The sequence below is a fragment of the Paenibacillus litoralis genome, from assembly GCF_046244365.1.
GTDB lineage: Bacteria > Bacillota > Bacilli > Paenibacillales > NBRC-103111 > Paenibacillus_V.
This window is the reverse complement of the sequence record NZ_CP176395.1, coordinates 262794-282476: the sequence shown is the minus strand read 5'-3', so window position 1 is coordinate 282476 and position 19683 is coordinate 262794. Positions and strand designations below refer to the sequence as shown.

Sequence of the window (19683 nt, the reverse complement as noted above, 5' to 3'; positions counted from 1 at the left end):
GCCGGAACTTTCATCGTTCCGTTACCGCAGCAGCCGGAGCCGCTCAAGCAGCGGCTCCGCCTTGGCGAAGCCCGGCACCTGCGCCAGCTCCCGCCGGGTGAGCGCGCCCGCCCGCAGCAGCGCAGCGGCGTACACGAGCGCACCCGCGCCGATCGCGGCCAGAGCCGCGGCCGTCTGCGCGATGCGGTGCGATGGCGCGTGCGGCAGCGCGGCGAGCAGCGCCTCGGCGCCCGCGGCCGTCGCCCACACGGCGGCGCACATGGCCGCGACGGCCGCCAGCGGGCGGGCGAAGCCGGCGCCGCCCGTGGCCGTGGTGCCAGCGCAGCGGCGCAGCCGCGCGACGTTGAGCGCAGCCGCCAGCGCGTATGCGAGAACGGCTGCGTACGCCGCGCCGGCGATGCCGTAGGCCGGCACCAGCAGCGCGTTTAGCGCGATTTTGGCAATCGCGGCGAGCAGCAGATTGCGCGCGGGCACGCCGGCCAGGCCAAGCCCCTGGAGAAGGCTGCCCGATACGACGCTGACGGTACCGAACAGCGCCGTGAAGGCGATGATCGCCATCGTCAGCGATCCGTCCGCGGAGGCGAAGAACATGACGTTAAGCTGCGGTGCGGCAACGGCAAGACCGAATGCCGAAGCCAGCCCCAGCAGCCAGGTCAGCCTCATCGTCAGCGCGGCGCGGCTCTCGATCAAATCCTTGCGCCGCTTGAGCTTCGCTTCGGCGACGGCAGGGATGAGCGCGGCCGACATCGAGCCCGCGATCATAACGACCAGCTGCACGAGCGGCTGGCCGTGATTGTAGAGGCCGAACGACGCGATCGCCGCCTCCTCGCCGCTCCCCGCTTCGATAAGCAGCCGGGGAATCGTGAACGAATCGACAAGCGCCAGCAGCGGGACGACTAGAGAGCCGAAGCCCACAGGCAGCGCATAGGCAAGAAACCGGCGCAGCAGGACGGCCGCCGGCTCGTACGCCGCTTTTCCGCTCTGCGAAAGCATCCCGTCCCCGTCCGGCGCCCGCTGCGGCTCGTCCCGTCCGGGCACCCTCGTCTTCCCGGCCGCCCGCAGAGCGCTCCTGCGGCTGCTGCGCAAATACAGCAGCATGACGGCAAGTCCCGCCGCAGCCCCCGCGGCAGCGCCGAAGGTGGCTCCTGCGGCAACCCAATCGTCTCCGTAAGCCCCGCCGAGCATATAGAACAGCAAACCGAGCATGACCGCCACGCGAATCAATTGCTCGGCCACTTGGGAAACGGCCGTCGGCACCATATTGTGAAGCCCCTGATAATAGCCTCTGATCACGGACATCAGCGGAACGAGCAAGAGCGCGAACGCCACGCTCTGAATCGCCCGTTCGCTTTGCTGGACGCGCATAAGCGCAGCAATGCCGCCCGCTCCGAAGAACAGCAAGCAGAAGCCGGCGAATCCCGACACAGCGAGCGCCCCAGCCGCTATAGCCGTTATCCGCTTCGCCTCCGCCCGCTGGCCGAGGGCCATATGCTCCGAAACGAACTTGGATACGGCTACCGGGAAACCGGCGGTCGCGAGGGTCAAAATCAGCAAATATATCGGCTGAACGGCGTTATAGATTCCGAAAACGCCATCGCCCGCAATGTTTTGCAGCGGTATTTTTTGCAGCGTTCCGAGCAGCTTCGAGACGATCGTCGCCAGTCCGAGCACCGCCGCCCCTTTCCATAGGGCCGTCGCCGCTTTATTTTCACGCACCTGCACATCCATGCTTTGCAACCAAACCTACTTCCCGCTTCAACGACTTTCGCGCAGGCTTTCTTATCCGCACGCTGCCCTTATTATATCGCAAAACGGCCGCATGCAAAAACTTCCCGTATCCGAGGCGTTCGCCCTGAACCGGGAAGTCAGCTTGCTTTCCATCGTATCCTATCCTGCCGCGGACTACTGCTCCATCTGCTTGGCCAGAAATCCGGCAGCCGTTTCCGCCATCTTCACTTCCATTTGCCCCATCTTCACATTCTCGTCCTTGTTGACCAAAATAACCGAACCGATCGGATCGCCGCCCGCCACGATCGGAGCGATCGCATAGGAGCTGTACGTTTCGCTCATATCCTTCACGATATCGTATTGACCCGTACTGCTTTCCATCGCCGCTTTCCGGTTCTCCATGCACTGCTCGACGAGCGCGCCGATCTGCTTCTCCAAATACTCCTTCTTAGAGGCTCCCGCTACGGCAATAATATTATCTCGATCGGAGATCATCGTAATGTGGTTGGTGCTTTCGAACAGCGATTCCGCGTATTCCTTCGCAAAGTCGCCGAGCTCTCCGATCGGGGAATATTTCTTCAAAATGACTTCACCGTCGCGATCCACGAAAATCTCCAAAGGATCGCCTTCACGTATGCGCAGTGTACGACGAATTTCTTTAGGGATGACGACCCGGCCCAAATCATCGATCCGACGAACAATTCCTGTTGCTTTCATTGCTCTTGATGCCTCACTTTCGATGTTGGTTTCATAACTGGCTGCTTCACTGGGATGCTAATGTCATGTATTCGAATATTGAGGTTTGTTTAATTCTAGGCATAGTATTCATCGATTGCCAGTTTGTTATGCATTTCCCCATTCTCAAGGAAAGGCGAACTCGCGATAGGGGTGCCTTCCAAAGCAGCGGCGCCCATACCACAAGATTCGCACCGCATTCGGGTATTCCGTCCGTACTCCATTCAAAAAAATATTGGAAACACGGCGCAGGAGAAATAAAAAGAACGCCCTAGGGGGGCGTTCTGCAGATTCCTTATTTGCTCGCCGGCGAAGCCGACGGGGATGGCGATACGCTCGCTGCCGGAGACGCCGCTGGCGATTCCGACGGAGATGGCGAAGGCTGCGGCAGGGTGATTTTGAAGTCCAGCTTCGGCAGCTCTTTCTCCACATAATCGTTCACCATATTGCCGGCCACTTCCGAACGCATTTCTTCTTTCACTTTGTCGAACGTTTCCGTCGAGCGCGCATCGACCTTGATGACATGGTAGCCGAAGCTAGTTTCGACAGGCTCGCCGATTTTGCCGACCGGCTGATCGATCGCGGCTTGCTTGAACTCCGCAACCCATTGCGTCGTCGCCAAGCGCTCGTTCTCGTACTTGCCGCCGGTGTCCTTGGAACCGCCGTCATCGGAATACTCCTTCGCAAGCGCTGCGAAATCGCCGCCGGCGTCAAGCTTCGCTTTGACTTCCTTCGCGCGCTTCAGCGCGTCTTCCTTGCTGCGCAGTTCCTTCTGACCGGTTTGGTCGGCAGGGTCTTTGGTCATAACAAGAATATGGCTGACCGTAGCGATATCGAACGCGTGAGCGTCATCTTTCAGCTTTTGATCGTAGACTCCCTTAGCCTGCTCGTCGGTTACCTTACCGTTCATATCGGTAATGACGGTCAGCGTTTCCTTCATATAAGCTTCAATGTCTTTCTCCGCGACATTGACTTCCTTCAGAGCCTTGTCCCACGCGCCTTTTTCCTGGGTTTCGGCCATTTTCTTCATTTCGTCGATTTGCGTCTTCGTCTTGTCCGCCGCTTCCTTCTTGCTGGCGTCGGTAGCTTGTCCGCTGAGCAGACGCATCGTCGTCATTTGCTTCAGCATATACTCCTGGAAGCTCGGGTCTTGTCCGAACATCGAGTATTGCGGATAGAAGAAATACGTCGTGCTAATGAATTTGTCCATTTCGCCCCGCGTAATTTTCCCGTCCTTGTAAGTCGCCACAACCTCTTTCGGATCGCCTGTGGAGCCGTTTGCGGCCGGCGTTTCCTCGTCCTTCTTCTTGCTGCCGCAGCCTGCAAGCAGGCCAGCTACCAACGTTAACGCAAGGCCGGCCGTAAGAAGCCGCTTGCGCGTCGATTTATTTAGCAACATTGTGCAATTCCCCTTTCGTTTTAAGCGCTTCTTTATATTGTACCAGAAATGCTTCTACCATTTCGAGCGATTGCTCCGGATTCAAGCCTTTGCACTTGATTTCGATGAGAATATGCGGTCCGGGCTGCAATTTTATCCGATTTTCGAACTTCGATGCGATCGCGATCAGCTTGCGGCCGTCCAGATTGGCATTCTGGTCGTCGTGGATACGGATGTGGAAATCATCCCCTTTGTGCGACAGCTGTTCGATCGCATACATGGCCCCGTATACCTTAAGCCGGGCAACCGTGAGCAGATTGAGCACCGCCTTCGGCAGATCGCCGAACCTGTCGACAAGCTCTTCGTGCAGATCGTCTACTTCCTCTAGCGTAGACAAATTAGCCACTTTTTTATAGATCTCAATCTTCTGCATACTATCATAAATATAGTCGGATGGTAAATAGGCATCGAGATGAAGGTCAAGCTGCGTGCTCCACGTTTTGGCTGGAACCGCCTCGGTTTCCCCAAGCTCCACCTTCTTCTTCGCTATTTCCTCTGACAGCATTTGGGAGTAGAGATCGAAGCCCACGGACGCAATAAAGCCATGCTGCTCCGCGCCCAGCAAATTGCCTGCGCCGCGGATCGCAAGATCGCGCATCGCGATTTTGAAGCCGGAGCCGAGCTCCGTGAACTCTTTGATCGCCTGCAGCCTTTTCTCCGCAACCTCCGTCAGCACTTTGTCGCGCTGGTAGGTGAAGTAAGCATAAGCGATCCGATTCGAACGCCCGACGCGGCCGCGCAGCTGATAAAGCTGGGACAAACCCATTTTATCGGCATCGTGGACGAGGAGCGTATTCACATTCGGAATATCCACGCCCGTCTCGATAATGCTCGTGCTCACGAGCACATCGTATTCCCCGTCAAGGAAATCGAGAATCGTTTTCTCCAGCTCCTGCTCGGACATTTGCCCGTGAGCGACGACGACTCTAGCGTCGGGAACAAGCATCGAGATCTGATCGGCCATTTGCTGAATCCCCTGAACGCGGTTGTACAAATAATACACCTGTCCTTCGCGCGCCAGTTCGCGTTCCACCGCTTCGCGGATCAGAGCGTTGCTATGCTCGACAACGTACGTCTGCACCGGGAAACGGTTTTCCGGCGGCGTCTCGATAACCGACAAGTCGCGTACCCCGAGCATCGACATGTGCAGCGTCCGCGGAATCGGCGTCGCCGTGAGCGTTAGCACGTCCACGTTCGTTTTGAGCCGCTTCAGCTTCTCTTTATGCGTAACGCCGAAACGCTGCTCCTCGTCCACAATCAGAAGTCCCAAGTCTTTGAATACGAGGTCGGACGAAAGAAGCCGGTGCGTCCCGATGACGACATCGACCGTTCCGTTCTTGACGCCCTTCGTCGTTTCCGTCTGCTCCTTCTTCGAGCGGAACCGGCTCATGACCTGAATATTGAAAGGATAGCCGGCAAAGCGCTCGCGGAACGTCTCGTAATGCTGCTGCGCCAAAATCGTCGTCGGCACGAGCACCGCAACCTGCTTGCCGTCGATGGCGGCCTTGAACGCCGCGCGGATGGCCACCTCGGTTTTGCCGTAGCCGACGTCGCCGCAAAGAAGCCGGTCCATCGGCCGGGATTTCTCCATATCCTGCTTGATTTCCTCGATAGCCCGAAGCTGGTCGCGGGTTTCGTCGTAAGGGAACATGCTCTCGAACTCATTCTGATACGGAGAGTCCTGGCTGAACGGAAACCCTTGCGTCGCCTGGCGCTCGGCATACAGCTTCACCAGGTCGTCGGCGATATCCTTGACGGAGGAACGAACCTTGCTTTTGACCCGGTTCCAGTCCGCCCCGCCCAGCTTATACACCTTCGGCTCCTTCTCTTCGGCGCCTACGTATTTCTGGATCAGATCGATTTGATCGATCGGCACGGACAGCTTGTCGCCGCCCGCGTACAAAACATGCATGTAATCCTTATGGATGCCGCCGACTTCCAGGGTGCCGATGCCGACGTACTTGCCGATGCCGTGATTGACATGGACAACGTAATCGCCGACCTTGAGCTCCTGGTAGCTTTTGATGCGTTCGGCGTTCTCCAGCTTCTTGTCGACCTTGCGCGCCTTGCGCTGCTTCTGCGAGAACATCTCGCCTTCCGTGATGACGACAAGGCGGATGGAAGGCAACTCGAAGCCGGACTGCAGGTTGCACTCCAGCAGCTTCGGTTCGTCGATATGGTAATCGCTCAGTACGCGCTTTACCCGCTCTTTGCGCTCGGCTCCGCCCGTCAGCAGCATCACGTTGGCTCCGGTCTTCTTCCAGCGGTCCATCTCCGCCTTCAGCACGTTCATTTGACCATGGAAATTTTGCATGGCGCGGCACATGAAATTGATAATGTTCTGCGGCGCCGTCTGCGGCACTTGGCGCAGGAACAACGACAAATACAACGTAGGGAACGGCTTCCGGTGCAGAAGCGAATCATACGATTTGGCCAGCACAAAAGCCGGCAGCGTTTTACCGTCCGCAAGCGTAGAGGTAATCCACTCCGCCTCGTCCCGTTCCAGCTGACGGGCCGTTTCCAGCAGCCGCGCCGGTTCGTCGATGACGAGCAGCGTATCCTTCTCCACGTAGTCGAACAACGTCTGCCGCTCCGGATAGAGCAGCGAAATGTATTTATAAATGCCCGGGAAAAACTGCTGTTCGCGAAGCATCTCCAGCTCATGTCCGATTTCTTCCTTGAGCTTCTGCTTCGTTTGACGGTCGGTCATCTTCGAGAGCTGTTCCTCCAGCAGCTCGAAGGCGGTTTGCGCCGCACTTTGCAAACGCTTACTGTCGGCAATAATCTCTTTGCACGGAGGTATGATCACTCCGTCTGCTTTATTTACCGAACGCTGGTCCGAAACATCGAACGTACGGATCGAATCGACTTCGACGTCGAACAGTTCGATCCGGTAAGGCAATTCGGACGTAAGCGGGTAAAAATCGATAATGCCACCGCGTACGCTCATCTCGCCTTTCTTCTCGACCCGTTCCACACGTTCATAGCCGATCGCCGTCATGCTCGCGAGGAAAGCTTCCAGCTCCAGCTCTTGGCCGACGCGAACCGTAATTTGCGACTCCGCAAACACTTCTTTCTTCGGCAGCAGCTTGCGCAGCCCCGCGAACGGCGCAATGACGACGCCTCGGAAACCGGTAGCCATCTTCGTCAGCACGTCGATCCTCTGGGCAAGCACCTCCGTGCTTGAGGCCATCGTCTCCGTCACCATGAGCTCTTGTGCCGGATAGAGCAGCACTTGCTCGGGCGACAAGCATTCGACCAGATCCTCGGCAATTTTTTGCGCGGAAAACATATTGTGGGTAATAACAAGCACCGGCTGCTGCAGATCCTCCGCAAGCGCAGCCATCAGCACCTGCTTGGACGATCCGGCCAATCCGGAAATGAGCTGCTCCTTCATGCCGCCGCGAATGCCCGAAACAATCGATTGAAACTCGCTATCCTCAGCAAAGGCGCGAATTAATGTCTGCAAACCTACCACCTCATTCAACTGACAGAACGTTTTTCTCCCATAACCAAAAGAAGCCTGGGCGTGCTTGCCAAGGCCATATATCGCAATCTATCTGCGGGAATGCCTGCTCCGTTCGGCTTCCGCCCCTCACCGGAATGTATAATCTCAGCGGATTGTTCCATCCCGGAAACGCGCGTTTCTTCCGAAACGGCGGGAACGTTTCACCTAGGGGCAAAAACGACATGCGCAGGCTACTGCAGCGGGCTGCCGACGAGCGTCAGCTCTGGATTCGTTTCGAGCGCCTCTTTGCAATAATCGCACACGACCTTTACCGTAACATCCCCATTCTGACTATATGATATTATATCTCTGCGCTCTGCGGGGGTCAAGGAATGGAAGCCGAGCTGAAACTCGCTGACCGTTTGACTGTCGATCGTGCCGATCTGCGTCTGGCAGTGACGGCAAATATAATTCACAGACATCTATATGCCTCCTTCACGGGTCGTATACCTGCCAGTATGCCCATTTCAGGCAGGTATAATTCCCGCAGCACGCGGAGGCGGTCCGGAAAGTATGTCGGCTTTACACGGAAATTTACCCGTTAAACTTCGCCATCGTTTGCTCGAACGTATGCGCAAGCCTGTATTCCATCGCGTCGCATACCCGCTCCAGCACGGGCGGCAGCTGCTGCATCTCCGCTTTCGCGAACCGGGCCAGCACATAATCGGCGATATCCGCCCCCGGTGCAGGTCTCGAGATGCCCATGCGGATCCGGTCAAACGTCTGCGTACCCGTATGCTGGATAATCGATTTGATCCCGTTATGCCCTCCCGCACTGCCTTGGTAGCGCAGCCGGACTTGCCCGAACGCCGTATCCAGATCGTCATAGAGCACCGTCATATTCGGCAGCTCCGCCTTGTAATAATCGAGAAACGCCCGTACGGATTCTCCGGATAAATTCATGTACGTCATCGGCTTGATCAGCGACACCTTCGCGCCAAGCACATTGCCTTCGCCGATCAACGCCTTGCATTTGCCTTGCGGCTTCATCGCAATCCCCCACTTGGCCGCGAACGTGTCGATTGCCATAAAGCCGATATTATGTCTCGTCGTTTCATACTGCGGGCCGGGATTTCCCAAGCCGACAAACCATTTCATCGCGTTACCTCCGCCTTACCGGCAAATATTGTTTAGCCTGCTGAACCGTTTAAGAGCATTCGCTGCCGAAAATGTGGTCCATGACACATTTTTTGCGCTTCCTGCAACTGTCAAACGTGTAGTCATGTCTTAATAATTGTAACCTAAAATTCATCACAGTCACAGGAGATGACCATGTGGAAAATCGTCGAATTCCTTTACTTGCGTCTAACATGCCGATATGTGTTCGGACAAAAGCTTACTCAGGATACCCATTTCCGAGATCATGTCCAGCATGAAATTCCGGTGCAGGTTTACGACGGCCGTCAGCATATTGATATCGGCATGGTCGAGAGCTACTCGGAGCACTTCATCAAAATTAATAATACCGCTTACAATCGGAATATGTACACGTATATATCCCGTCCCGGTTACTGACGACTGAGGATGACGGTACAGCAGGAAGGTTGGGAACATCCCAACCTTCCGCCATATCTTCGCTTTCCCCTGCACGTTTTCCTGCACGCCGCCCATACAGCGCCCGCAAACCCGCCGCCCTTCTCAGCCGAACGAATAGGCAAAAAAGCCCCCGCCCATACAGCAGCTCCGGAAATGAAACGCGTTTCCTCGCTCTGGATAGGGAGAGCTTTACCTCACGCAGGTCAGCCCAGCTGTTTAATGACCGCTCTGCTTTTCTCAAGATACGTGACCGAATGTTCATAGCTCCGGCTTGCCACCCCAAGGTACAGAATGTCGATGACATTCAGCTGGGTGATCCTCGACGACGTCGCGCCGCTTCGTATTTCATTTTCTGTCGAGCACGTAAACAGCGGGATGTCCGCAATCGTACTCAAGGTCGAATTGCCGTACTTGGTAATGCTGATCGCGGTAGCACCCGCTTCCTTCGCCGTTTGCAGCGCCCCGATCACATGGTCGGTTTCTCCGGAATACGAAATCGCCACCGCCACGTCTCCTTTCTTCAGCATGACGGCCGAAGTCAGCTGAAGATGCGGATCCGTGAAGGAGAAGCTTGTCTTGTTGATCCGCAAAAATTTGTGCTGCGCATCCTGCGCGATCAGATTGGAAGCGCCGAGGCCGTAAAAAAACACCCGTTCCGCCTGACACATCGCATCGATCGCCTTGCCCACCATCGCCACATCCAAAATTTTGAGCGTATCCCTGATGGACTGAATGTTGTTGTTTGAGACGCTCTGCACGATCGTTTCGATCGAATCGTGCGGCCGAATCTCCTGATAGCCTTGCGCCTCTTCGTTGATCCCCTGCTGCAAATCGCCTGCGACCTTCAGCATAAGCTCCTGATAGCCTTTGAGCCCCATCGACTTGCACAGCCGGATGATCGCCGCCTGACTGCCTCCGCTAAGCTGGGAGAGCTGGGCGACGGACAGCCCGATCATTTTGGCAGGATCGTTCAATATGAATTCGGCTACTTTACGCTCGGAAGCGGTGATATGATCAATAATCTCCCGAAGTCTCACTAAACCGCCGTTCATCACGCCATCCCCCCTTTCTCCCATTTTAATGCAAACCTGTATAAAAGAATAGGGTTGCGCCTATTCGAACATTTGAAGCCGTTTGTTATGGGCGCCGCGTGGAACGCCGAACGCTTCCGCACGCTTCATGTATACCGGAGCGCCGCGGACGACTTTCAGGGCGCTATAGTAATCGAGATACGGGAAGCCCGTCTCGCCGCGTCCGAGAGCGTATTGGGTCAAGCCTTTCACCCAGGTGTCGAAGGCTGCGTCCGGAATGTCGATAAATACTTCCGGCACGAAGTCGTCGGCGTCCTCCCAGTTGTCGGTGAAATACATTTTACGGGCAAAATGGCTCGGCAGAGGCCGTTCGATATTTTTGAGCGCCGCGTAGAAATGCGCATCCTGTACGATGTAGTGGGTGTTCATATGGTCCTTGTGCATACTGTTCTTCCAGTGGGTGATGATGATGTCAGGCTTCACCTCGCGGATCACGTCCGCGACTTGATACTTGATCTCGTCGTTTACGGGAATCTCAGCGTCTTTGTAATTCAGGAACTTCACGTCGCAGCCGACGATTTCGCCGAACTTGTGCGCCTCTTCGATTTTTTGCTTCGCGTATTCCTCCGGTGTCAGACGGGGATGTCCCTTCTCGCCCGGGGTCAAGTGAAGCATCGTCGCTTTATGCCCTTCTTGCACGTATTTCGCGATTACGCAGCCCGCACAAAGCTCCATATCGCCCGCATGGGCGCCAATTGCCAAAATATGAGATTTTTTCTCTGTAGTCATGGCGTTCGTCTCCTCTATCCGTTGGTTTGCTTGAGTTACGACGGGTTGCTGAGCTTCATGACGTGGAAATGGCGGGTAATCGAGAACCCGACCTTCTTGTACAAATAACCGGCGGACGTCGTTTCGCCCGTCCAAAGAAACCATGCGCCGTGCAGCCCTTGGGCACGCATGTTGGTGAGGCAGTCGTACAGCAAAATTTTGCCCAGCCCCTTGCCCTGCTGCCCCGGGTCGACGCCGAACGGCCCGAAACGCTCCTTGACGCCCTCATAGCCCCCATGCAAGCAGAAGCCGACGAGCTTCCCGTTGTCTCTGACGATCAGGATGCTCTCCAGCGGCAAGCCTTGCAGAACGCCTTCGCGGATCGCGCGGCCCCAATCCGGGTTAAACACGTCGTTCGCGAACTGAATGACCTCGTACAAGTCGCCGTCCGCCGCTTGCCGGAACTCGTAGCCTTCGGCAGCGCGCTGCCGCTTCAGCTCCTCGATTTCCGCCGGCGCTTCGTAATCGACCAGCGAGTAGTCCATCGCGATCGGGGAGTACAACCGGGCGAAGCCTTGGCTTTGCAGAAAGGCGTAGCCTTCCGGATAGCTCGTTTCGTCGATGCCCGGCGTAATATAATTCGGGGCATACGACGAGAAGAAAATGTTCGTCCGCCCCTGCTCCCGCAGAAAAGCGACTGCTTCCTGCATGAGCCGGGAAGCGACGCCTTGGCGGCGATACGCAGGCGAGACGAAGAAGAAAGGAATCCAGCCGTTCTCCGGCTCCAGCTCCGTCCCGTGCATCGGAAGCAGGCGGCGAACCGCGTAGACGCAGCCGATCACGCGATTCTCACCGTCTACGGCTATCCGCAGCCCCTGCGGATCGAAGTTCGCATCAAGCAGAACCAGGTTGCGAAAGCGAATCGGCGTAACGGGGTCCTTCGTCAAGCAGCGGTTCCATAATGGAACGAGCTGAATTTCATCGCCCGATTGATAAGTGCGGTAAGTGACCATGCGGCGTACAACTCCTTTGTCGGTTGTCGGGTTGCGGTTCTGTTGCCCGCAGCGCATCGTTTTGATTTGTTGCAAGGGAATCTATTTTTTAGAACGGAAAAGCGAGCTTACCCATCACGGTAGACTTAGCAGCCCCCGTAGCGGAAGGAAGATTGTTCGGGATGCCGAACAGCACGTTGTTGGCGAAAATCGCGAACGCCACCGCCTCCTTGGCGTCGCCGGAGATGCCAAGCTCGTCGGATGTCGTAATCCGCTGCTGACGAAGCAGATCGCCTAGCATCCGGAGCAGCGTCTTGTTGTGCGCGCCGCCGCCGGAAACGAAAACCTCTTCGACCGCCATGACCGGCAGGACGAAATCGCGGTAGCTCTGGGCGATCGAGCGGGCCGTAAATGCGGTAAACGTGGCGACGATATCAGCGTCCGAAAGGCCTTCGCGTTGCATGCGGCCGATCCAGTCAAGCGCGTATGCTTTGCCGAACAGCTCGCGTCCGGTAGTCTTTACCGGCGGCCGTGCGAAGTAGGGATGGCTCATCATTTGCTCGACAAAGCCGACGTCCGCGCTTCCGCGAGCCGCCCATTCGCCGCCCGCATCATAGCTCTGCGCACCGCCCGAAAGCGTATATACGGCCTGGTCGATCAGCATATTGCCGGGGCCGGTATCGAAGGCAATGACTTGCTCCGGCCGTCCGGAGGCGGGAATCGCCGTACAGTTGCCGATCCCCCCGATATTTTGCGCGATACGCCCTTTGGTCTCATGACGAAGCAAAATATAATCACTGTAAGGCACGAGCGGCGCCCCTTGACCGCCGACCGCCATATCCGCGGTCCGGTAGTCTCCGATAACGGGCTTGCCAGTTTCCTTGGCGATCACGGACAGATCGCCGATCTGCAGCGTCGACCGGACAAGGATTTCATCCTTCGGATCGTTTTCGGGAATGTGCCATACCGTTTGCCCGTGAGAGCTGATCAGGTCGATATCCTCCATCGTCAAGCCGGCTTCCGCGACAACCTTCTTCGTCGCATCCGCCAGCACTCGGCCCATATAGAAATTCATGCCGCACACCTGCGCCACGTCGGAATGCTCGATGCTGCACAACTCTTTGAGCCGCTCTCGCAGAGTATCGTCATACGTAGTCGCTCCGTAGTGGACCAGATCCACCTTCGAGTCTTGCCCGCTGCCCGTTATACGGACGATCGCCACATCGACGCCGTCGAGCGAAGTTCCCGACATAAGTCCGGCTATAAGCCGGCTATCTTTATTGATAAGTGCTGCTAACATGGGACTCTCCCCTCCCGCTTCCGGACCGATCCGGCTGTGTGGGCTAAGCTTGACGCTCGCCCTCTTCATATAATAAGAACGGCTTCCGCTCTTGCATCCAAGCTTCCGCTTCAACGGACCACCGCTTCACGATGTTTTGCAAGCCGGCCTCTTCCCCGATGGACGTTCGAACGAGGTCGCTTCCCGTCAAATAATCGATGAAATGCTTTCGCCCCTCCTTAAAAGGTGCGATCCATTCAAAGTTTTCGCCGTACATTCGGGCTATCGTATGCAGCAGCGTAAGTCCGCTTTCCAGGGATCTGTACGTCGTCTTATCCGTAACGAACGTTTGTACGCCCCCGCATAAGGCTCCCTGATGCTTTGAGAACATCGGCGTAAACGTAACCGGGTGAAAATGAACGCCCGGAAGTCCGTATCCGTTCATGACGCGGCTCAGCTCGGCGCCGTCGATCCATGGCGCTCCGACCTGTTCGAACGGCTTCGTCGTACCGCGTCCCTCCGACAAATTCGCCCCTTCGAACAAGCAGTTGCCCGTATAGACTCGGACGGTATCCATCGTCGGCATGTTCGGGGAAGGCATGATCCAAGGAAGCCCCGTATCCGGAAACTCCATGTCCCGGCTCCAGCCTTCCAGCGGCACGACCCGCAGATCGCACGCCGGCTCGATCCGGCTGTTCACATACCCGGCGAACTCGCCGAGCGTAAGCCCCGTACGGAACGGAACGGCAAAGCCGCCGACCATCGATTCGAATCCGGGAACCAGCATGCCTCCCTCGCTGACGTTCCCGCCCAGCGGATTAGGACGGTCGAGCAGTACGAAGGTTTTGCCTGCTTGCGCGCAAGCCTCCATCATATACAGCATCGTCGTCATGTACGTATAAAAGCGTACGCCCAGATCCTGAATGTCAAATAAGACCGCGTCGACATGCTCCAGCATCTCAGCAGTCGGCTTCTTGCTCTTGCCGTACAAGCTGTATACCGGAATGCCCAGGCGGTCATCCGTTTCGTCCTCAAATAATACACCCGCCTGCCGTTCTCCGCGAATGCCGTGCTCGCAAGCATACAACGCCGTCAGCTTGACCGAAGTCAAGTCGGCGCATACGTCCACAGTCGAACGGAATTGCCGGTTCACGCCCGTGGGATTGGTCAGAAGTCCGATGCGGGCCCCCTGCAGGTTGCGCTCAGCCCAATTCACCAGCCGGTCGGCTCCCGTTAGAACCGCCGGTTTCTTTTCCGCTGTATTCATCTTGGAAACACTCCTCGCTTTATTCGGCCGAATATGCGCCGGAACCATTGCCGAACCGCCGGCGGTTACCGAAAAGCAGCTACCTGCGGTTCGCCGCCAAGCTCCTTGGCATAGGCCGCTTCGTCAATCGGGTTTACGATGCCCGAGCCATTATCGGCTCCTTCCTTGCGTATGAGGTTAGCGGTCAGCATATTCAAATAAACGCCCATCATCCCCACATACAGGAAGCCGAATCCGACAATCGTGATGCTTAAAATAACGGTAAGGCAAACAATTTGAATAAAAGCGCCGATCGTGTATAACGGATTCGTTATAAATAACTTAAAGCTGCGGCCGATCGCCGCAAAGATGCCCATTCGTTCCTGCACGACCAAGGGAAGCGTATAAACCTGCGAGACTAGCACCATGGCGACGAAATACGTTTGAAACACCGCGATAACGAAATAAAACGCTCCGCTTTTGCCCCCGTAATACCACCAGGACGAACCCAAAATGAGCCCCATCACGGCAAGCATGATCCCGTAAACAAGAGAAGCCCCGTAAAACTTGAGCGCTCCCGCCCACATCAAGCGGAGCTTGCCTTTGCCGCCCTCCAGCATGCGGTGGGTTGCATAAAGCACGCCCGTGCAAATCGGCACATACAGCAGCACCGCCAAGAATACCGCCATCCCGATTGGCAGGAAAAAGATAAAGGGCAGCAGCACCAACGAACTGACGATGCTGAATAAAGCTACCGGGACGATCTCCCGGAAAACTTGCGCCCCGGATTGAGCGACGATCTGATTAAGCTTCTTCATGCCAATATCCCCTCCTGAATCGGACTGCCGTGAACCGGATTATAGAGCAATACGCGCCTCTGTAGCCGGGTCGAAGAACGTTAGCTTGCTGCGGTCAAGGACGAACACCTTCGTTTGGCCGTTGCGCCCTTCCGTTTCCGGATTGACGCGTGCCGTCACCATTCTGCTGCCGATGCGGAAATAGAGCAGGTTCTCCGCGCCCAAATTCTCGATAACCTGGATTTGCGCCGTTATCGTATGCTCTTTCGATGCGATATGAACGAAATCTTCGCCGTAAATATGCTCGGGACGAATGCCCATGACGACAGCTTTGCCTTCGTAAGCTTTCAGACCGGCCACCATCGCATCTTCCAATACGATAGAGCCCCCCTCGAACACGGCTTTCCCGCCTTCGATTTTCGCATCGATAAAATTCATCGCCGGCGAACCGATAAAGCCTGCGACGAACATGTTGTTCGGCTTGTTGTACAGCTCGGTCGGGGATGCGATTTGTTGGATGGCCCCCTTGTTCATGACGACGATCCGCTCGCCCAGCGTCATCGCCTCTACCTGGTCATGCGTTACGTATACGATGGTCGCGCCGAGACGCTTGTGCAGCTCAGCCAGCTCCACGCGAACTTGAACGCGAAGCTTAGCGTCCAGGTTGGAGAGCGGCTCGTCGAACAAGAACACCTGCGGATCGCGCACGATTGCGCGGCCTACCGCAACGCGCTGTCTTTGACCGCCCGACAGTTCGCGGGGCTTGCGCTCCAGCATGTCCGTCAATCCCAAAATAGTAGCGGCATCCGCCACCTTACGCTCGATTTCGTCCTTCGGACGCTTCAGGTTTTTCAGTCCGAACGACAGGTTCTCCCGGATCGTCATGTGGGGATACAGCGCATAGTCCTGAAACACCATAGCAATATCGCGATCCTTCGGATGCATGTCGTTGACGATGCGGTCGCCGATGACGATATCCCCGCTCGTTTGGCGCTCAAGACCCGCCATCATCCGCAAGGATGTAGATTTTCCGCAGCCCGAAGGGCCGACAAATACGACAAACTCTTTATCGTTAATGACGAAGTCGGAGCCGGTTACCGCAGTAAAATTGCCCCTCTTTTCGTCCACGTATTCTTTGACAACGTTTCTAAACTCGACTTTTGCCACTTGGATTCCTCCTTGAATAGTCCCAAACTCATCCCCCAAAAAGCTAAGCGTACCTGCGACGGTCATCCTATCGCTTTCCGGAGGGGGCCCAAAGAACAGAATGCGCGTAATCTATACGCATCGCCGTAATCGTCTAGCCTTTAACGGCGCCGATCGTAATGCCTTGCAGGAAATACTTTTGCAGCGAGAAGAATAGAATGAACATCGGCAGCGCGCCTATTGTAGCGCCGGCCATGATCGCCCCGAAGTCCGTCTCTTCCGCGAAGCGGAACGTGGACAAGCCGACCTGAATGGTACGCATGTCATTCGTGCTCGTGACGAGCAAAGGCCAGAAGAAGTCGTTCCAGCTGGCGACGAAGGTGAAAATCGCAAGCACGGCGAGACCCGGCTTGGCAATCGGCAATATAACCTTCCAGAAGATGCCGAACTCGCTGCACGCGTCGATTCGCGCCGCATGGATAAGCGACGTAGGCAAGCTGGACATATATTGCTTCATCAAGAAGATGTTCCCTACGCTAGCGATCGACGGCAGCAAAATAGCTGTGTACGTATTGCCGAGGTCGAACACGTTGATCATAAGTACGTACAGCGGGATCAGCGTAACCTGTGCGGGAATCATCATCGTACTGAGCAGCACCCAAAAGATCGAGTTGCGGCCCGGGAAATTCAATTTCGCGAAGGCGTAGCCCGCCAGCGAAGCGAAAAATACGTTCGTTACCGTCAGCACGGCCGAAATGAACAAGGAGTTGCCGAGCCACCGAAGCGCCAGCGTTTTGCCGAAAAACCGTTCGTAAGGCGCGATCGACCATACGTCAGGAAGCCATTGCGGCTGAAACGACGCCGAGGCTTTCGAGTCCTGAAACGAGCCGATAATCATCCAATAGAGCGGCACGATCGAGATTAACACCCACAGGAGCAGCACCGCTGCGGCAATCGTTATGAAAATGGTTTTGGATTTTGAATGCAACGAGCACACCACCCTAATATTCGATATCGGAGGAGAAATATTTGAATTGGACGACGGAAACGAGAATGATCATGGCCGCCAAAACGAATGACTGAGCGGAAGCCAGTCCGAAATTGGAAAAGTTGAACGCCGTTTGGTAAATCAAATAAGCAATGGTCGTCGTAGCGAAGTTCGGTCCGCCGGAGGTCATCATATAAACGCTGATAAACACCTGGAACGAAGTAATCACGCCTGTAACGGTAAGGTATAGAGTCGTAGGCTTCAGAAGAGGCCAAGTGATTTTGCTGAATTTCGCCCAGCCGCTGGCATGGTCGATATCGGCCGCTTCGTAGAGCGATTTCGGAATGCCGCCCATCGCCGCCAAGTACAAGATGATCCCGGCACCGTGCGCGCCCAAATAGTTCATCAGCATGAGCGAGAATAGCGCCGTACTGGATTGCCCCAGCCAAACGACCGGATCGATGCCGAAGGTGCCTAATATTTTGTTCATCAACCCTGAGGAGGTCGGATCGAAAATAGCGAGCCATACAACCGAAATGGTGACGCCTGAAGCGACCGCAGGCAAATAAAGCGTCGCCTTGAAGAACGTCTGCCAAGTATTTTTCATTTGGAAGATGAAGAACGAAAGAATAAACGTAATGGCGATATTGATCGGAACGGTTCCGATGGTGAAGATAACTGTATTTTTAACGGATTTCCAGAAAACGTCGTCCTTAAGCATATAGGAGTAGTTGTCCAGACCGATCCATCTCGATTTCAATACGTTATATTTTTGAAAGCTCATAATAAACGCCGAAATGACAGGGTACAGCGTGAACACCAAAAACAACAATATGGGAATCAAAATAAACAAATAGGCCCAGCCGTACTCTTTCCAAAAGCGGGTGAAAGAAAATGCGGCCGGTTTAGGTTGAACGATACGATTATCCACCCATGTTCCTCCATTCTCGGAAAAAAGAGGCCCCATATGAAACCATATAGGGCTCTTTGCCTTGCATGTAACGTTTGTTTAGTCGCCTTACCAAATCATTATACTGCAGAAAGACTATTTCAACATTTGTTGGCCTTTGGATTTGAATTCGTCCGCTACTTGCTCCGGCGTTTTCTCTCCGGCAAACAAAGCTTGCAATTGAGGCTTAACGACTTGCTCGCGGTATTGCTTCAAGCTTGCCGCTTTTTCAGTCGTAATGCTCAGGGAAACGTTAGGCGACGCGTTGGAGCGCATTTTTTGCGCCGTTGCCTGATTTTCCGCCTTCGCCATGCTCTTGCCTTCGTACATTTTGGCTTGGGATTGGCTGAGGAACGGCAGAGCCAACTCGTTCGCGGAGTTGCCCGCTTTTGCCCCCGTAAGAGCTTGCATGACTAGGAACGTGTTCTTGGCATGTTGCGCGCCTTTATCGTTTTTCTGGCGGAACATGACGTAGCCTTCTCCGTTACCGAGCGTTTTACCGTAGCCTTGAATCGAGTTGCCATGCGGCACCGGCAATTGGACGTACTCGATTTTCTCGCCTTTTACTTTGCCTGCATCGATATCTTTATTGCGGTTTGCGATCATGATGTCGTAGTAAGGAATAGCTTTGCTGATAATCGCGGCTTGTCCGGCGTAGAACATTTCGGAACGTTTAGCAGGCGCGATTGCCGCCGTTTCCTTCGGCATCAAGCCGTCTTTGCGCAACGAATCGATAAATTTGAGCGTATCGAGAATTTTGGCGTCGTTCCAGATGAAGGCGCCCTTCTCGTCGACGGAATCCACCAAACCATTAGAGCGGCTCAGCATGTCGAGGAAGTCAAGGGAAGTGCCGTCCGTAACAAGCGCATATTGCTGCGATCCGTCAGGAAGCTTCTTGTTCAGCTTTTTGGCGATTTCCGTAAACTCGCTCCAAGTCCAGCCTTGCTCTTGGATCTTTTTGTAGTCCACTCCAGCCTCGGTCAGGATGCGCTTGTTCGCTCCCCATCCCCACAGCGCTTGGTACAACGGAATGCCGTACTGCTTGCCGCCGAGCTGCATCGTTTCCAGTGCGCCCGGGACGAAGTCGGCCTTGATTTCTTTCGTCATGTGCGAATCCAGCGGAAGCAAGAGGCCCGTATCCACATATTGCCCGTTCACAGCGCTGAAATACAAGTCCGGCGGGTCGCCTGCGTTGAGGGCAACGTCGAATTTCTTCGGACCTTCAGCCCAAGAAAGCACTTCGTATTCCACTTTGATGTGCGGGTATTGCTTGTTGAATTCGGCAACCAAATCCTTCATATCATTCTCATAGGTGCCATGTACGGGATAAGTCCAAACTTTAACCGTATCCGGCGTCGTATCGGCTTTACCCGGTTCGGTCGTTTCTTCTTTCTTGCCGCATGCTGCAATGCCCGCGACAAGTACAAGGCTCATAGGCAGGGCAAACCATTTACTCATCTTCATCTTGTTTCGTTCCCCCTAAGTAAGTGATGGTTAGTACGTATGACTTCAGTTTGCATGGAAGTGAGATAAGTTATTCGC

17 protein-coding genes are annotated in these 19683 nt (G+C 55.3%); 1 reads left to right on the top strand and 16 read right to left on the bottom strand.

Annotated features, from left to right (window positions below; translation table 11 throughout):
• Positions 1-21: 21 nt before the first annotated feature.
• The 6 genes from ACKGJP_RS01190 to pth all read right to left on the bottom strand — a co-directional run bounded on the left by ACKGJP_RS01190 (position 22) and on the right by pth (position 8507).
• Positions 22-1728: an oligosaccharide flippase family protein gene (locus ACKGJP_RS01190; RefSeq protein ID WP_409347043.1), complete on the bottom strand. Its 1707-nt coding sequence runs from the start codon at positions 1726-1728 to the stop codon at positions 22-24.
• A gap of 174 nt (positions 1729-1902) precedes the next feature.
• Positions 1903-2445 carry a stage V sporulation protein T gene (gene spoVT, locus ACKGJP_RS01185; protein WP_409343893.1) on the bottom strand — a complete coding sequence of 181 codons (543 nt, stop codon included), beginning with the start codon at positions 2443-2445 and terminating at the stop codon, positions 1903-1905.
• 313 nt (positions 2446-2758) lie between these two features.
• Entirely contained in the window at positions 2759-3862 is a 1104-nt protein-coding gene (locus ACKGJP_RS01180; RefSeq protein ID WP_409343892.1) for a peptidylprolyl isomerase, read from the bottom strand.
• Positions 3849-7370, bottom strand: a complete 3522-nt coding sequence (mfd, locus tag ACKGJP_RS01175; RefSeq protein WP_409343891.1) for a transcription-repair coupling factor — start codon at positions 7368-7370, stop codon at positions 3849-3851. Before mfd ends, ACKGJP_RS01180 begins: the two co-directional genes overlap by 14 nt.
• A gap of 230 nt (positions 7371-7600) precedes the next feature.
• Positions 7601-7831, bottom strand: coding sequence for an anti-sigma-F factor Fin (locus tag ACKGJP_RS01170; RefSeq protein ID WP_409343890.1), 231 nt, complete (start codon positions 7829-7831; stop codon positions 7601-7603).
• Between the two features lie 112 nt (positions 7832-7943).
• The gene (gene pth / locus ACKGJP_RS01165) at positions 7944-8507 is read right to left on the bottom strand and encodes an aminoacyl-tRNA hydrolase (RefSeq protein WP_409343889.1); all 564 of its coding nucleotides are present in this window, start codon (positions 8505-8507) and stop codon (positions 7944-7946) included.
• Between the two features lie 174 nt (positions 8508-8681).
• Here pth and ACKGJP_RS01160 point away from each other — a divergent pair, with 174 nt between their 5' ends.
• A complete protein-coding gene (locus ACKGJP_RS01160) occupies positions 8682-8924 on the top strand; it encodes a hypothetical protein (protein ID WP_409343888.1) in 243 nt (80 codons plus the stop codon).
• 224 nt (positions 8925-9148) lie between these two features.
• Here the strand turns inward: ACKGJP_RS01160 and ACKGJP_RS01155 are convergent, their stop codons facing one another.
• The 10 genes from ACKGJP_RS01155 to ACKGJP_RS01110 form a co-directional block, all read right to left on the bottom strand.
• The gene (locus ACKGJP_RS01155; protein ID WP_409343887.1) at positions 9149-9997 is read right to left on the bottom strand and encodes a MurR/RpiR family transcriptional regulator; all 849 of its coding nucleotides are present in this window, start codon (positions 9995-9997) and stop codon (positions 9149-9151) included.
• 60 nt (positions 9998-10057) lie between these two features.
• Positions 10058-10765: a PIG-L deacetylase family protein gene (locus tag ACKGJP_RS01150; RefSeq protein ID WP_409343886.1), complete on the bottom strand. Its 708-nt coding sequence runs from the start codon at positions 10763-10765 to the stop codon at positions 10058-10060.
• 35 nt (positions 10766-10800) lie between these two features.
• On the bottom strand, positions 10801-11757 hold the full coding sequence (locus tag ACKGJP_RS01145; RefSeq protein WP_409343885.1) for a GNAT family N-acetyltransferase: 957 nt from the start codon (positions 11755-11757) through the stop codon (positions 10801-10803).
• Between the two features lie 88 nt (positions 11758-11845).
• Complete coding sequence (locus ACKGJP_RS01140) at positions 11846-13036, bottom strand: anhydro-N-acetylmuramic acid kinase (RefSeq protein ID WP_409343884.1); 1191 nt, start codon at positions 13034-13036, stop codon at positions 11846-11848.
• A 43-nt stretch (positions 13037-13079) separates the two neighbouring features.
• A complete protein-coding gene (locus tag ACKGJP_RS01135) occupies positions 13080-14282 on the bottom strand; it encodes an exo-beta-N-acetylmuramidase NamZ domain-containing protein (RefSeq protein WP_409343883.1) in 1203 nt (400 codons plus the stop codon).
• Between the two features lie 65 nt (positions 14283-14347).
• Complete coding sequence (locus ACKGJP_RS01130) at positions 14348-15079, bottom strand: hypothetical protein (protein ID WP_409343882.1); 732 nt, start codon at positions 15077-15079, stop codon at positions 14348-14350.
• A 39-nt stretch (positions 15080-15118) separates the two neighbouring features.
• Positions 15119-16225 (bottom strand): ABC transporter ATP-binding protein, encoded by a 1107-nt coding sequence (locus ACKGJP_RS01125; RefSeq protein ID WP_409343881.1) that lies wholly within the window; start codon positions 16223-16225, stop codon positions 15119-15121.
• Positions 16226-16358: 133 nt separating this feature from the next.
• Complete coding sequence (locus ACKGJP_RS01120; RefSeq protein ID WP_409343880.1) at positions 16359-17192, bottom strand: carbohydrate ABC transporter permease; 834 nt, start codon at positions 17190-17192, stop codon at positions 16359-16361.
• A 13-nt stretch (positions 17193-17205) separates the two neighbouring features.
• Entirely contained in the window at positions 17206-18123 is a 918-nt protein-coding gene (locus ACKGJP_RS01115) for a carbohydrate ABC transporter permease (RefSeq protein WP_409343879.1), read from the bottom strand.
• A gap of 114 nt (positions 18124-18237) precedes the next feature.
• Complete coding sequence (locus ACKGJP_RS01110) at positions 18238-19605, bottom strand: ABC transporter substrate-binding protein (RefSeq protein ID WP_409343878.1); 1368 nt, start codon at positions 19603-19605, stop codon at positions 18238-18240.
• Positions 19606-19683: the final 78 nt, after the last annotated feature.